Below are 14,416 nucleotides of genomic sequence, written 5' to 3' on the forward strand. Positions count from 1 at the left end.
CGCTTGCTTTGGTTTAACCTGAGCAGCTTAGCTTTTGCTGCGCTTTTTTCCGGCTTGAGATTTTGAGTTTTACGGCAACTGCTTGAGTTTTTTTGAATTACCCCTTGACAATCAAGACAGTCGCTACGATGGGACTGAACAGCACAAATACTCGGAGATTTTTTGATGTCTTTAACTTATCGCTGTCAACTACAGAATCGCTGGATTACACTGACGCAAGAACTGGCGAACAGTGGCGAGGCGAAAGTATGGCACACTAACTTTAATGGGTACTTAGCGAAAATCTACCACAATCCCCATAATGAAAGGGTTGATAAATTACAGTTAATGGTGAGAAATCGCCCTAGTGATCCTAATGCTCATCTTAACCATATTTCCTTCGCTTGGCCCTATTCTATCTTGGAAGATAAACAGGGAAAAGTCGTTGGTTTTTTAATGCCAGAAGTGGTGGGTTCAGAAACATTATTAAAGCTTTGTACGCCCATAATGAGAAGAAAATACAAGTTAGAAGCTAATTGGTATTTTCTTCATGTAGTAGCGCGGAATATAGCCGCTATTATCGAAGCAATTCACCTTAAAGGTTATGTTTTGGGAGACATCAAGCTAGAAAATATTTTAGTGAATAATCGGGCGTTGCCTACAATTATTGACACAGATTCATTTCAAGTATCAGATCCGGATAGTAGTAAAATATATCGGTGTTTAGTTGGCTCAGAAGGATTTACACCGGCGGAATTAATCGGAGTGAATATAGCAGATGTAGATCAAACAGAAGTGCATGATCGCTTTCGATTAGGAGTTGTTATTTATTATCTACTATTTGGCGGGCCGCCGTTTCGGGGATTGTGGCAAGGAGGAGGGGATTCCTTGGAACAGTCGGAACTAATTCGACGGGGACTATGGCCTTTTTCTGGGGATAAATTGCTTGTACCTAGTAATACAACAATCCCATTAAATATTTTACATCGCAACTTACACGCCTTATTTTTGCGTTGTTTCAATGAGGGACATAAATTCCCCCACAGACGACCGACGGCTGAGGAATGGCGCGGTACTTTGGAAGTTGCATTAAATGAGGTTATACGCTGTGGCAAAGTTGATAATCATTACTACAGTCGGAGTTATGGAAAGTGTTATTGGTGTGAGCGATTTAGTAATTTAAAGTTTGATATTTTTCCGGGTAAAAGTATCGCTACTGTGACATCTACACCGTCACCTAAAGTAGCGCCAACTCCACTGACAAACTTTACCGAAAACCTACCCAAGGGAATAACACTGGAGATGGTGAACTTACCAGCAGGTCAATTTCTCATGGGATCTCCTGACAGCGATCGCGATGCTAAAAGTCATGAAAAGCCTCAACACCAAGTTAAAGTCAACAGTTTTGCGATCGGGAAATATCCAGTGACTCAGGCACAATATGAAGCGGTAATGGGAAAAAATCCCTCTAATTTTAAAAACAATCCCCAAAATCCTGTAGAAAGGGTTAGTTGGGACGATGCTCAAGCCTTTTGTCAGAAATTGAGTCAAATAACCGGGAAAACCTATCGCCTCCCCACAGAAGCGGAATGGGAATATGCCTGTCGTGGGGGGACAACCACTCGCTTTTATTTCGGTGATGATGCTAATCAGTTAGGAGATTACGCTTGGTATGGCGGAAATTCTCAGCAGACAACTCATCCTGTGGGTCAGAAAAAGCCCAATGCTTGGGGACTCTATGACATGAGTGGCAATGTTTGGGAGTGGTGCGAAGACAATTGGCACGATAACTATATCGGAGCGCCAAGGGATGGCAGTGCTTGGCTGATAAGGGATAATGATTATCAAATACTGCGGGGCGGTTCTTGGTACTTCAATCCCGATTACTGCCGTTCCGCTTTCCGCTACTTCAACAACCGCTGCGGCAGCTTCAACTCCTTCGGTTTTCGGGTGGTGTGCGTCCCCACTGTGACATCTACACCGTTACCTATTGCTACTGTGACATCTACACCGTCACCTAAAGTAGCGTCACCATCACCCTCTTCGCCACCACCTCCCCCAGCAAAGCTAACTCTATTTACCGAAAACCTACCCAAGGGAATAACACTGGAGATGGTGAACTTACCAGCAGGTCAATTTCTCATGGGATCTCCTGACAGCGATCGCGATGCTAAAAGTCATGAAAAGCCTCAACACCAAGTTCAAGTCAACAGTTTTGCGATCGGGAAATATCCAGTGACTCAGGCACAATATGAAGCGGTAATGGGAAAAAATCCCTCTCGGTTTAAAAATAATCCCCAAAATCCTGTAGAAATGGTTAGTTGGGACGATGCTCAAGCCTTTTGTCAGAAATTGAGTCAAATAACCGGGAAAACCTATCGCCTCCCCACAGAAGCGGAATGGGAATATGCTTGTCGTGCGGGGACAACCACTCGCTTTTATTTCGGTGATAATGCTAATCAGTTAGGAGATTACGCTTGGTATGGCGGAAATTCTCAGGGTAAAACTCATCCTGTGGGAAAGAAAAAGCCCAATGCTTGGGGACTCCATGACATGATTGGCAATGTTTGGGAATGGTGCGAAGACAATTGGCATAATAACTATCAGAATGCGCCAAGGGATGGCAGTGCTTGGCTGACAAATGATACTGATTATCAAATAGTGCGGGGCGGTTCTTGGTTCAACCATCCGAATGACTGCCGTTCCGCTTACCGCAGCAACCGCTACCGCCGCGACTACCGCTTCAGCTTCATGGGTTTTCGGGTGGTGTGCGGTGTCGGGGGGACTCTGTAACCCTTATTTTCTTTTTACCCTTTTTTACCCTTTTTTACTTTTTTCAATTTTTCTCTTTTTCCCACCTAGCGGCGGGTCGATTTTTTTGGGAAAATTGAGGTAGTAATCTGTAGGTTAAGTTAAGGTTCGTAGTTGCGCTTTAGCGCCAACTTGGAATACAATATATAGGGGTCTGCCTTAAAGCGATATTCAGGTAGAACCTGAAGGGAGCATTCCCGGGTAGAACCGGGGAACGGGATAACGAGATAACAAGCAAACCAATAGTGAATCTCGCGTATTTTATTTTAAAATTGATAGAATAAACTATAAAAAGATAATGACAATGGTAAACCTAGAAACAATTCAAAAAGATATTGCGTCCCTTCCCCTCGACGCACAACAGACTATTATTGAACTTGTAGATATTCTAAAAAAACGATATTCTCCCAACCAACAGGAAATCAAAGAGCAGGGAACAGAAGATTGGTCTGATTTTATCGGTTGTATAGAAGCTGAACCAGACCTTTCGCAAAACTATAAAACCTATTTAACAAGTGAACTTAATCAAAAATATGATCATTGTTGATACTGGTTTCTGGCTGGCCCTTGCCAATAAAAACGACTCACTTCACCCATTAGCAAAAAAACAATTTCAAAAATTAATCAATCAACAATTTATTACAACCTGGTGCGTTGTCACTGAAACTTGCTACTTACTACAAAAACGAGTAGGAATAAATGTTCCAAAAACCTTTATTCATAAAATATCCACAGGAGAACTACAGGTATTCAACCTCAAAACTAAACACTGCCAACGCCTTGAAGAACTGATGTAAAAATATAGAGATTTGCCAATGGATTTAGCCGACGCATCCTTAGTTATTTTGGCAGAAGAATTAGATTCAGGTAAAATTCTTTCCGTTGATTATCGAGATTTCAATACCTATCGTTGGAAAAATACGGAGCCATTTCAAAATCTTTTTCAAGAACAAATGTAATTTAGTGTCATCATGAATATTCAACTAAAACCCAATCAAGAACAATTTATCCAAAAACAGTTAAAAAGTGGCAGATTTAATAATTCAGAACAAGTCATATATACCGCTTTTTACTTGCTAGAAATCCTCGATCAAGATGACTGACAATGGGTAGAAGAAACTCGTCAAAAAATTGACGTGCCATAACAGAATTAGATAATGGAGAGGGATTAGATGGAGAAAAAGTCATAAATTATATACTAGAAAAATTTCAAAAAGCGCAACAAAAATAATTATGAATCGTTAGATTATTGCGCCTTCAGCCAGTCAATATTTAAACAAGATTGCCGATTATTTTTTAGTAGTAAATATTAAAGCAACTGAAAAACTATTCAGAAAATTTTACAAAAAGTGTCAACAATTAGTATAATTTCCAAGGTTAGGACGCAGCTATAGTCATATTAAACCATCCTTAAGAGGTTTACCTTTAGATGGATATATTATTTTCTAGCGAGTAATTGAATGAAACGGTGGAAATTTTAAGGATTGTTAATGGTCGTCAAGGGCTCTTCTAGGTTCTGTGTGATAAGTTTAACTTACATAGGATCGATCTTTGTGTCCTCTGTGTCTCTGTGGTTTCTTCCACTCCTTCGCCAGCAGGACTGTATCTTAGAATACATTTTACCCACCAAATCCAAGAGAGCCCGTCAAGATTTAGATGCTTTATTCTCCGAGATAAAATAAAGGTTGAATGATGCAATTCATCTGCATAAAAACGGGCGTTGTCGAATTGAAAGATGTTCCGAATCAGCCCGGAACTGAAATTACTTTGACTTGCCCTGAGCCAAGTCGAAGGGTAGCAAGGATTGCATGACATCTTTCCTATTCTGATCTGACAACGCCCTTTCCTAGCAAAGTTTTTGAGTATTTTCCCCAATCTTCATCAATAATGCTGGCTAAGTACATAAATTTTCACAACTCGATCGCTACAACTAACCAGCCAAGAACTACAATAACTCTAGCATCTGTGTCAAAAAAGGCCTATCTATGCAACTTTCGCCCCAAGAAAAAGATAAATTACTCATTTTCACGGCGGCACTGCTCGCCGAAAGACGCAAAAACCGCGGTATTAAGTTAAATTATCCCGAGGCGATCGCCTATATTAGTGCCGCCATCCTCGAAGGTGCTAGGGAAGGTCGTAGCGTGGCTGAATTGATGAGTTACGGCACCACTTTATTAACTCGCGAGGAGGTAATGGAAGGCATCCCGGAAATGGTTACGGAAGTACAAATCGAAGCGACTTTTCCCGATGGTACTAAATTAGTTACCGTTCACAATCCCATTCACTAACAGGAGATTTTTAGCACTTATGATTCCGGGAGAAATTATCACACCATCTGGGGAGATCGAGATTAATGTCGGTCGCGACACCCTGCGTATTTCTGTGGCTAATACAGGCGATCGACCGATTCAAGTGGGTTCCCACTATCATTTTTATGAAGTTAACGAAGCCCTGGAGTTCCAGCGCGAATTAACTAAAGGAACCCATCTGAATATTCCCGCAGGTACATCAGTTCGATTTGAACCGGGAGACACGAAAGAGGTGGAATTAGTTGCCATTGCGGGAACTGAAGAAATTTATGGCTTTAATGGTTTAATTAATGGTTCTCTCAAGGGCAAGAAAAAGAAAAAGTAGGGCTTTGACGGAAAAATTATCACAGTTCGATCGCTCAATTGTGGTAACATCAAGGCAACGATAACTAATTCTTTTCAAGACTATGACGACGGTAAAAATTGGTATCATTGGCGGCAGTGGTTTGTATAAAATGGATGCCCTCAAGGATATGCGGGAAGTATCCCTCGATACTCCTTTTGGTTCTCCTTCCGATGCTTTAATTATTGGGACTTTGGAGGGAACAGAAGTGGCCTTTTTAGCGCGTCATGGTAGAAATCACCATTTTTTACCGACCGAATTACCCTTTCGAGCTAATATTCACGCCTTCAAACAGTTGGGGGTTGAATATATTATTTCCGCTTCGGCGGTTGGTTCCCTAAAAGCCGAAGTTAAACCCCTAGATTTAGTCATTCCCGATCAATTTATTGACAGAACCAAAGAGAGAATAGCGACTTTTTTTGGGGAAGGAATTGTTGCCCACGTTCCCTTTGGCGATCCCGTTTGTCCCCAATTAGCCGAAATTTTAGGGGATGCCGTCGCTAGTTTAAACCTACCGGAAGTTACCTTGCATCGGGGCGGTACATACCTCTGTATGGAGGGGCCAGCTTTTTCTACTAAAGCGGAATCAAATCTCTATAGAAGTTGGGGGGCAACCGTGATCGGTATGACCATTTTAACCGAAGCAAAATTAGCCCGGGAAGCGGAAATTGCCTACGCTACCTTAGCCCTAGTTACCGATTACGATTGTTGGCATCCCGATCACGATCAGGTCACTGTAGAAATGGTACTCGAAAATCTATACCGTAACCCTATTAATGCCCAAAAAGCCATCCGAGAAACGGTGCGCCGTCTGATGGCTAATCCTCCCGTTTCCGCCGCTCATTCTGCCCTTAAATACGCCATTCTTACCCCTCTAGATTCTGCCCCCGTCGCCACTAAGGAAAAATTAGCGCTCCTTTTGAAAAAATATCTTGAATAAATAGAGAAATAGCCGAGAAAAGTCGCCGATGAATCTAGAAATGGGTCATTTTTCTGGCTGTGATCCAGACGATTAATTTGACCCAAATTCTAGGTTATCTCTAGCTTAACTAGCTAGATATTCTCTGATGTTGCCCTTGCGTTTTCTCAATTTAGCGATCGCTTCTCGTTCGATCTGACGGACGCGTTCACGACTGATATTGAGTCGAACGCCAATTTTCGCTAGGGTGAGGGGCTGGCCATTATCTAAACCAAAACGCAGACAAATCACTTCTTTTTGTTGGGGGGTGAGGTCTGCCATCAGTTTTTCCAAATCCACCTGTAGGGAAGAATGGGCAGTGTAATCTTCGGGGGAAAGTCCCGTATCTTCCAAGAGTTCCCCTAATTCCGTGTCTTGATTGTCCCCCACCTTTAAGTCAAGGGAAAGGGGTTGACGGGCTTTTTCTAAGTAGTCTCGCACCTGTTTGGGAGTTAGGTCTAATTCCTCGGCTAATTCGGCAATGGTGGCAGCGCGACCTTTATCTTGAGCTAGTTGACGCTGGGCTTTTTTGATTTTATTCAGTTTTTCGGTAATGTGGATGGGCAGACGGATGGTGCGACTTTTTTCTGCGATCGCCCGGGTGATAGCTTGGCGAATCCACCAATAGGCATAGGTGGAGAAGCGATAGCCTTTGGTGGGATCGAATTTTTCCACACCTCTTTGCATTCCAATGGTTCCCTCTTGGATGAGATCTAATAGATCTAGATTGCGTTTTAGGTATTTTTTGGCCACGGAAACCACTAGACGCAGGTTCGCTTCTACCATCTTGCGTTTGGCGAAATCCCCCGCCCCTAATTCTCGACGGAGTTGTTCTTCACTAATTTCCGCCGCTTCTGACCACTGGCGATCGCTGGGATCGCTGCCAAGTTTCGCCCTTAGGGATTCCTTGATTTTTTCCAGAAAAATTAATCTTTGTACCTGTTTCGCGTAGAGAATTTCCTCTTCATGGCTGAGAAGGGGAACTCGGCCAATTTCTCTGAGATAGGCGCGAACTGGGTCGGTCTGGTTTTGCGAGGTTTTCATAAGTGCGCGTCGATTGAGGGTTGATATTCAGGGATTTATGGCGTTTTTCAGATCGCTTCTCCAGGGGCAGTTAAGGAGATGCTATCAGGGTTTTTTCTAGTTTTGTAAAGAGATAAGTAAGTGGTTACTCAAGGATAGAGAGAAATCTAATTGGGGATTTAATTGCCTCTATAGTCCAGTTTTTAGCTATATATAGAGTTTCTGGGCATAAATGGCAAGTAGTGAGAAGCTTGGTTATTTAACTAATATTACAACAATTATTAAATAATGTAAAGTTTATGAGAGAAAAAATTATCCTCATCAGGAAAGCACCGATGAAGAGGAGGTTTGAGTATCCCTACTCATAGATTACCCAGAGGTTTCCGATCAGGCTGCAATCTAGATGACAAAATCAGCAATTTTCTCAGATAGCGATCGCAGAATAAGGGGTGAGGGAAGTGGGGAGATGGGAGAGGGGAGATCGGGGAGTGGGGGAGTAGGAAGTATAAATAAAAATAATCTTCTGCCTCCTGCCTCCCGTCTCTTGACCTTGCCTAGCGGTTCAGGGGGGATTGTGTAAAGATAAGAGAAGATCGGTTTTTTTTCACTAAACCTATGGCCACTTCTTCCATTGCCGTTAGAGAATTACCTCTCTTTCCCCTACCCGAAGTTGTTTTATTTCCGGGTCGTCCCCTGCCCTTGCACATCTTCGAGTTTCGCTATCGGATTATGATGAATACGATATTGGAAGAAGATCGCCGTTTTGGGGTCTTAATGGTAGATCCGGCCACGGGAGAAATCGCTAAAGTCGGCAGTTGTGCGGAAGTTGTCCGTTGTCAACGTCTCCCGGATGATCGCTTAAAAATTCTCACCATCGGTCAACAGCGTTTCCGTGTCCTAGAATATGTCCGGGAAAAACCCTATCGCGTCGGTTTAGTGGAGTGGATTGAAGATGTCCCCACCACCCAGGATCTGCGACCTCTGGCCAAAGAAGTGGATCGACTGCTGCGGGATGTGGTTCATCTATCAGCCAAATTAACTGCTCAAAAAATTGAACTTCCTGACGATTTGCCTAGTCTTCCCCTGGAATTATCCTACTGGGTGGCGGGTAATCTCTACGGTGTGGCCGGGGAACAACAAGCTTTATTAGAAATGCTCGATACAGTCAGTCGTCTGCAACGAGAATCGGAAATTCTCACCTCGACTCGCAATCATCTGGCCGCTCGCACGGCTCTTAAAGATGCTTTAAATCAATGATATTGAGGTTTTCAAGCTTGAGGAGATGGAAGTGGAGGTGTTATTTCAGTGATCAGTGAAACGATGGCAAGAAACTGCTATTTAATACTGCTCACTTAAAACTCACATCTGATAACTGCTAACTGCTAACTGATTATTGATAACTCTCGATTACTTGACGAAATTCGCTTTTTTGTTTGACTCCGCGCATTTCCTTCACTAATTCCCGCTCCTTAAAGAATTGTACCGTGGGAGTACCGGTTACTTGACCCATTTTGGCAATTTCTGGGTCAGCTTCGATGTCAATTTCCACAAAATAAATTTTGCCATCGTACTCATCGACCACTTTATCTAAAATCGGTTTCAGGGTTTTACAGGGGCCACAGGTGGGAGAAACATATTTTACCATTAACAAGCGATCGCCATCGTGGAATAATTTCCGCAAAGCATAACCCCCAACGTGACGAGTTTTGTGAATATCAAAAGTCTCCTCCGTATCAGCCAGGGTTTCGCTAACGGTTTTCGTCTCGTAATGTTCAGAAGTGGCCGATTGACGGTATTCTTGGATTAAATTATGCTCCGATAACCATCTTTCTGCCAATAACGCCGCCATACACCCCGTACCTGCGGCAGTGATGGCCTGACGGTATTCGTGGTCCTGCACGTCTCCTGCGGCAAAAACCCCCTCGACGCTGGTAGCAACAGTCCCCGGTTTGACTTTCGCATAACCCACCTCGTCTAATTCTAGTTGTCCTTGGAATAGGGAAGTATTGGGAGTGTGACCGATGGCATAAAATAACCCTCTCACGGCTAATTCGCTAATGTCTCCCGTTTGCGAGTTTTTAATGCGTAATCCTGCCATTTTACTGCCTGTACCGAACACATCCACCGCTTGGGTGTGAAAATGAACGGTAACTTTCGGATTATTTAACACCCGGTCCTGCATTGCTTTCGAGGCGCGCATCGCTTCCCCGCGAATTAATAAATGGACGTGGGAGCCGTATTTAGTTAAATATACGGCTTCTTCCGCCGCCGAGTCACCGCCACCAATGACAGCGAGGTTTTCCTCTCTAAATATCGGTGTAGCACCGTCACAGATAGCACAAGCAGAAATGCCGTTACTCCAGAATTGGGCCTCGCTGGGTAATCCTAAGCGTTTGGCAGTGGCTCCCGTGGCGATAATAATACTATTGGCCTTCACTTCCCGGTCCGTGGAACGAATGGTAAAAGGACGCTGACTTAAATCCACCGAGATAACATCTTCGGTATAGCATTGGGTCCCCCATCTTTCGGCCTGTTCCTTCATTCTTTCCATCAGCTTCGGACCGGTGATTCCTTCGGGAAAACCGGGGAAATTTTCTACTTCTGTGGTAGTCATCAATTGTCCCCCCGGAATGCCTCCCGCTTGGAAACCCTCAAACATCAAGGGTTTTAAGTTCGCACGCGCCGCGTAAATCGCCGCCGTATATCCCGCGGGTCCCGAACCAATAATGACTAAATTCTCGACAGTCATAACCGTAAATGCAACTCATAACGACTACGCTTTTTAGTATAGCAGCATCAGTTACTGGTTATCTATGTAATATTTTTCGTCACTGACTCTACCAGTGGGTAAAGTCTGCCCCAAATTGAGATAGGGATAACAGTTTAATACGGGTATCTTGAGCGACTTTTTGGCGCATTTGGGCGGTATTATAGCCCCAATCGGCTAAATATAAGCCCACATCGTTTAAATCTGCTTGTTGCTGCACTAATTCCAAGGCATCGAGACGATCCTCGACAAACCACAAATTAGCGGGAGATTCCCGTAAATCAGCCAGTATTTGCTGAATAGTGACGTATTTCGGCTGTTTAATTTCCTTGCCAATTAATCTCGCTGCCGGAAAATTAATTGCTACTTTTTGTAACAATCGCTTGACAAAACGACTTTCTTTGGTAGTGATAATATAAACCAAAAAATCCGAGTCTAAAAGAGAGGCTAGGCGATCAATGGCGGGTTGATAAAATTGATGTAAGGCTAACCAAGACTCTAGATCCGACTCAATCCATTGATCCCTAAGACCATCGAGAGCATTTGAGAGAACTTTTTTCGCTATTTTCTCCCTTTCTAGCAGATTTTGCCGAATTGACGGCCAATTATTTAAAGCTTCCTCGTCGGGAATACCGAGAACGAGCGATCGCAACAGTAAAGGCATTTCCCAACCGGTTTCGATAACGGGACGAAGTTGCGAAAACCTCGGAAAAAAATACTCGGGAATTATTTCTGGCCAAAGGGTTTCATAGGTGCGTTTGCTAATCTGAAAGTACTCGATCATGCCATCACAAAGAACACCATCAAAATCGAGTGCTAGAATGCGGGGAGATTGATTCATAAATGCTGGTTTAATCTCAATAATGGCAGTATAGCGCAGCTATTAGCTATTCTTTGCTTCATCGTTGACATAACATAGCTGTCTGATGATTTCGGTGACAGAATTTTTCAATCCCTCTGCATGAATCCAGCCCACATATACAGCATATACAATATTTTGATGATTGTCCTGTATATAAACATGATGGACACGATATAAATCTGAGCTTAAATAAATATAACCACTGGCATCTTTAAATTTACCTTCTAGTAATATTTTTTCTTTTAAAGGTTTCATTTTTGCCAGATCTTTAGTCACCCCAGATATTTTAGCTATTCTTTCTATGGCAAGATCAACACAAGTGTTATTACTGTAACTATGACCATGATTATAATCCTGCTGATCAAAATAAATTGTCTCTACTATATTTTTGGCCACTTTATCTGATGTTAGGTAATAGGTATGAGCATTAAGGGAATTCAATACTACGGCAGCAATTTCTACAGAATCAAAAATATTGCCAGTCGCTTCTAGATAATAATCGCTCATTAAAATCTTGGATACATCGGTTATAGAATCAAAAAGAGGACGAATTGGATAAGCGATAATATCGGAGGAATTGATCAGATTATTCCAGAGCAAACGCTGGCCTTGATGCTGGGTAATAAATTTTTCAATTTGATTAGCATCAATGCCTAGAGTTAGATTTAAAAATGGGATCGGTGAACCCATTGTTGTTACACTAGATAGGGAAAGTTTGCCCCGCTCTTTACCGATAAGATCACGAATTTCATGAGCGGGATCTTTAGGATCAAAACGCTCAGAAAATAACAGATCCCAAAGGATTACAGTACCCAAAGAATGGGCGACTATATGTAATTCGGTTTCCCGGGGATAAGCTTGAATAAGATCGATTAATTGATCAGCAATAATGCGGCGAATTTGTTTTCCTCGATCGCTGCCTAAATAGCTAAATGCGTCACCGATAAAATAAGATAAATACTCTTTTCTAAAATTTTGATAGCGAAAGGATTGCTCGGGGTTAAAATTACTATTTTTCTGTTTTTGTATCTGTAATTCTTGGTCGATATCTCGCCATAATTTTTCGGTTCCTTTGAGGACATTTCCCCAAAATCCTGCATAACAGTAGGGAATTGTCCGATTTTTGCGTTTACATTCTTCTTCAATTAGTTTAATTAATTTATTGGCATAACTAGCATCTCTTGTGGCCACTCCATGAATAAAGTAAATAAGCATAATAGATTTATCTCAATAAGCGGTGATCGGAATCTTTCTTAATATACCCTTCTAGCTTCAGAAAAATATCAGGATGGAGGGAGATATAGTAATACACAATTAAGGCGATTTGTCAAGAGATGGTGGAGGGATTATTTAGGTTCTCTCTCCACTGACCAATCCTCTGAGGATAATCCCATAGTTTCTACTCCTTTTACACAAAAATAGTAGATATCTTGGGCGGAAAAATTAGTTTCTACTATAAAAATATTATTTTCAAGTTTTTGAGGTCGGCGAAATTTTGTGTCATCTTTCGATAAAAAGCGAGGAAACTCTAGCACAATCTCTTGAAACTTTTCAGGATCTAGATCGTAGAGAGTATTCAATGTAAAAATTAGTACATCTTTCCAAGTTTTTACTGTTTGTTGTTTACCACGAATAATTAGTTTTTTGGGTTTTGTATCCTTGACAGATGCAGTTTCATTGACCGGCAGCGAATCATCGCCAAAATAACTCCAAATTTTTATAACACGGTCGGCCAAATATTCGGCACGTTGTTCAATATCTTCTTTTTGCCATGAGTTAATACTATCAAAGTATTTATTGATTTCAAGATGGCTTTTATGGAGTTCTTCTTTCTTGTGAGAAAAATCTTTATCCGCCAGTTCTCCATTATAAGCCGTCAGGGTTAAATTACCTAAAGTATGCACAAGAAGTTGATGGGTAATATCTGCATCTGTTCCTAAATAATCTCTCCACTTATCATTTAATTTTTGCGGCATAATATGTTCAATAGTCAGGCGAGAATCACTTAAATTTACAGTTTCTCGATGACCAAAAGATTCTTCGATCGCACCGAGAATAATTTTCGCTTTTTCGCCGCGATTTCCTCCGTATAGTTTAATGGTTATTAACTTTTCTTTAAAATCATTATCTTTTGGGTAGTCCTTCTTTTGAAGAGAGATTTTTAATCTTTTAATAAAAGGTTCAGAGTTTAAAGCAGCATCTTTCTGAACTTGGGAATATAGTAAAGCAAAAGTTTTATTAAGTCCGCGGGTCTGAATACCACAAACAAAACGACGGACAAGAAAGTTTTCAAGGGTTTTTAAAACCTCTATAAAATCCTTTTCAGATAATTTGCCATTTTCCCAATCATCATAACAATTTAAAAGAAATGGATAGATAGTAGAGACTTCTAGACCTTGGAAAGAATCAAGATATTTACGAATACTAGAATTAGTTTCAAGGGTGGGAGTGATTAGTTTGGCATAATACATAGAAAATGTATATAAGTCCTCTATATAGAGAGCAGGATTATTATCAGCTAGTTTATTTTTAAAGGCAGAATAAATTTCGTTATTTCTAATTTCTGCCCCACTTTTTGATAAATAGTGACGGATAAATTCTGTTAAATTATCTCCTAAGTTTTTTTGCATCGGCAGCCAGTATCTATCATATAGTGTCTGTTGCTCCTCTTGACGAACCTTCATAAATAAATGATTACGAATTAAATCGGCCTCAGTTAAAGGCTGCCCCGTGGCATTCAAACTTTCAAATACTAGGTAGGGATCATCATCATTACCAAGAGTTATATTGACCAAGGATAAGTTATTACAGATAACTTCTGTTAGTTTATCTAACGAATATGGTTGTTCATTAATCTTTCTTTTAAAAAAGAAATAACATTGGGATATGGTATTTTCCTTGTCACTGATTTTGTTATTGATTACAGACTGAAAATATTCTCGATCTAATTGGGTAGGTTGAATTCTAAAGTAATCAGAACCTTTTTTAAACGAATTAACAAGAAATGTTATCTTAATTTCTTCACTTAACTCGTGTTTTTGTTTGTCTTTCGCTACGTCTCGCAAGGCAGCAAAGAGCAGAAAAATAGTCGTTAAACGTTGCTGTCCATCAATTAGCAGATATTTATTGACCACGCCAGAGTTAGGCGAAACTTGAGTTTTAACTATCGAACCCATAAAATGGGGGCGAGGGTTTTCTTGACCGTACAAATAGCTGATGTCATCCCATAAATCTTCCCAATCTTTCTTTTTCCAACTATAAGTGCGCTGAAATAGTGGAATTATATATTGTGTGTTGCCTTGAATAATTTCTTGAAGAGTAACTACCGATGCTTGCATAGACGCTAGTATAGGAAGATTCACTG

General features: G+C 41.3%; 12 protein-coding genes and 1 pseudogene. 8 read left to right on the top strand and 5 right to left on the bottom strand.

Annotated elements, in window-relative coordinates:
* Nucleotides 1-165 precede the first annotated feature (165 nt).
* The 7 genes and pseudogenes from MiAbW_RS12085 (at nt 166) to MiAbW_RS12120 (ending at nt 6,382) form a co-directional block, all read left to right on the top strand.
* Complete coding sequence (locus MiAbW_RS12085) at nt 166-2,772, top strand: SUMF1/EgtB/PvdO family nonheme iron enzyme (RefSeq protein WP_151696323.1); 2,607 nt, start codon at nt 166-168, stop codon at nt 2,770-2,772.
* A gap of 316 nt (nt 2,773-3,088) precedes the next feature.
* Nucleotides 3,089-3,337, top strand: coding sequence for a hypothetical protein (locus MiAbW_RS12090; protein WP_238707270.1), 249 nt, complete (start codon nt 3,089-3,091; stop codon nt 3,335-3,337).
* Nucleotides 3,324-3,749: pseudogene (locus MiAbW_RS20110) on the top strand (type II toxin-antitoxin system VapC family toxin). Before MiAbW_RS12090 ends, MiAbW_RS20110 begins: the two are co-directional and overlap by 14 nt.
* A gap of 12 nt (nt 3,750-3,761) precedes the next feature.
* Entirely contained in the window at nt 3,762-3,893 is a 132-nt protein-coding gene (locus tag MiAbW_RS20475; RefSeq protein WP_274596529.1) for a ribbon-helix-helix domain-containing protein, read from the top strand.
* 882 nt (nt 3,894-4,775) lie between these two features.
* Nucleotides 4,776-5,078, top strand: a complete 303-nt coding sequence (gene ureA / locus MiAbW_RS12110) for an urease subunit gamma (protein ID WP_151696325.1) — start codon at nt 4,776-4,778, stop codon at nt 5,076-5,078.
* Nucleotides 5,079-5,097: 19 nt separating this feature from the next.
* Nucleotides 5,098-5,424, top strand: coding sequence for an urease subunit beta (locus MiAbW_RS12115; protein WP_108937799.1), 327 nt, complete (start codon nt 5,098-5,100; stop codon nt 5,422-5,424).
* A gap of 82 nt (nt 5,425-5,506) precedes the next feature.
* The gene (locus tag MiAbW_RS12120) at nt 5,507-6,382 is read left to right on the top strand and encodes an S-methyl-5'-thioadenosine phosphorylase (protein ID WP_151696326.1); all 876 of its coding nucleotides are present in this window, start codon (nt 5,507-5,509) and stop codon (nt 6,380-6,382) included.
* Between the two features lie 105 nt (nt 6,383-6,487).
* Here MiAbW_RS12120 and MiAbW_RS12125 read toward each other — a convergent pair whose 3' ends face one another.
* Complete coding sequence (locus MiAbW_RS12125; protein ID WP_151696327.1) at nt 6,488-7,444, bottom strand: RNA polymerase sigma factor, RpoD/SigA family; 957 nt, start codon at nt 7,442-7,444, stop codon at nt 6,488-6,490.
* Between the two features lie 594 nt (nt 7,445-8,038).
* Between MiAbW_RS12125 and MiAbW_RS12130 the strand changes: the two genes are divergently transcribed.
* Nucleotides 8,039-8,680 carry an LON peptidase substrate-binding domain-containing protein gene (locus tag MiAbW_RS12130; RefSeq protein ID WP_151696328.1) on the top strand — a complete coding sequence of 214 codons (642 nt, stop codon included), beginning with the start codon at nt 8,039-8,041 and terminating at the stop codon, nt 8,678-8,680.
* A gap of 133 nt (nt 8,681-8,813) precedes the next feature.
* Here MiAbW_RS12130 and trxB read toward each other — a convergent pair whose 3' ends face one another.
* The 4 genes from trxB to MiAbW_RS12150 all read right to left on the bottom strand — a co-directional run bounded on the left by trxB (nt 8,814) and on the right by MiAbW_RS12150 (nt 14,390).
* Entirely contained in the window at nt 8,814-10,172 is a 1,359-nt protein-coding gene (gene trxB, locus MiAbW_RS12135; RefSeq protein WP_151696329.1) for a thioredoxin-disulfide reductase, read from the bottom strand.
* 88 nt (nt 10,173-10,260) lie between these two features.
* Entirely contained in the window at nt 10,261-11,031 is a 771-nt protein-coding gene (locus MiAbW_RS12140; protein ID WP_151696330.1) for an HAD family hydrolase, read from the bottom strand.
* A gap of 42 nt (nt 11,032-11,073) precedes the next feature.
* Nucleotides 11,074-12,267 (bottom strand): hypothetical protein, encoded by a 1,194-nt coding sequence (locus tag MiAbW_RS12145; protein ID WP_151696331.1) that lies wholly within the window; start codon nt 12,265-12,267, stop codon nt 11,074-11,076.
* Nucleotides 12,268-12,398: 131 nt separating this feature from the next.
* Nucleotides 12,399-14,390, bottom strand: coding sequence for a DUF262 domain-containing protein (locus tag MiAbW_RS12150; protein WP_151696332.1), 1,992 nt, complete (start codon nt 14,388-14,390; stop codon nt 12,399-12,401).
* Between the last annotated feature and the right edge of the window lie 26 nt (nt 14,391-14,416).

Source organism: Microcystis aeruginosa NIES-4325, from assembly GCF_008974145.1.
Lineage (GTDB): Bacteria > Cyanobacteriota > Cyanobacteriia > Cyanobacteriales > Microcystaceae > Microcystis > Microcystis aeruginosa_G.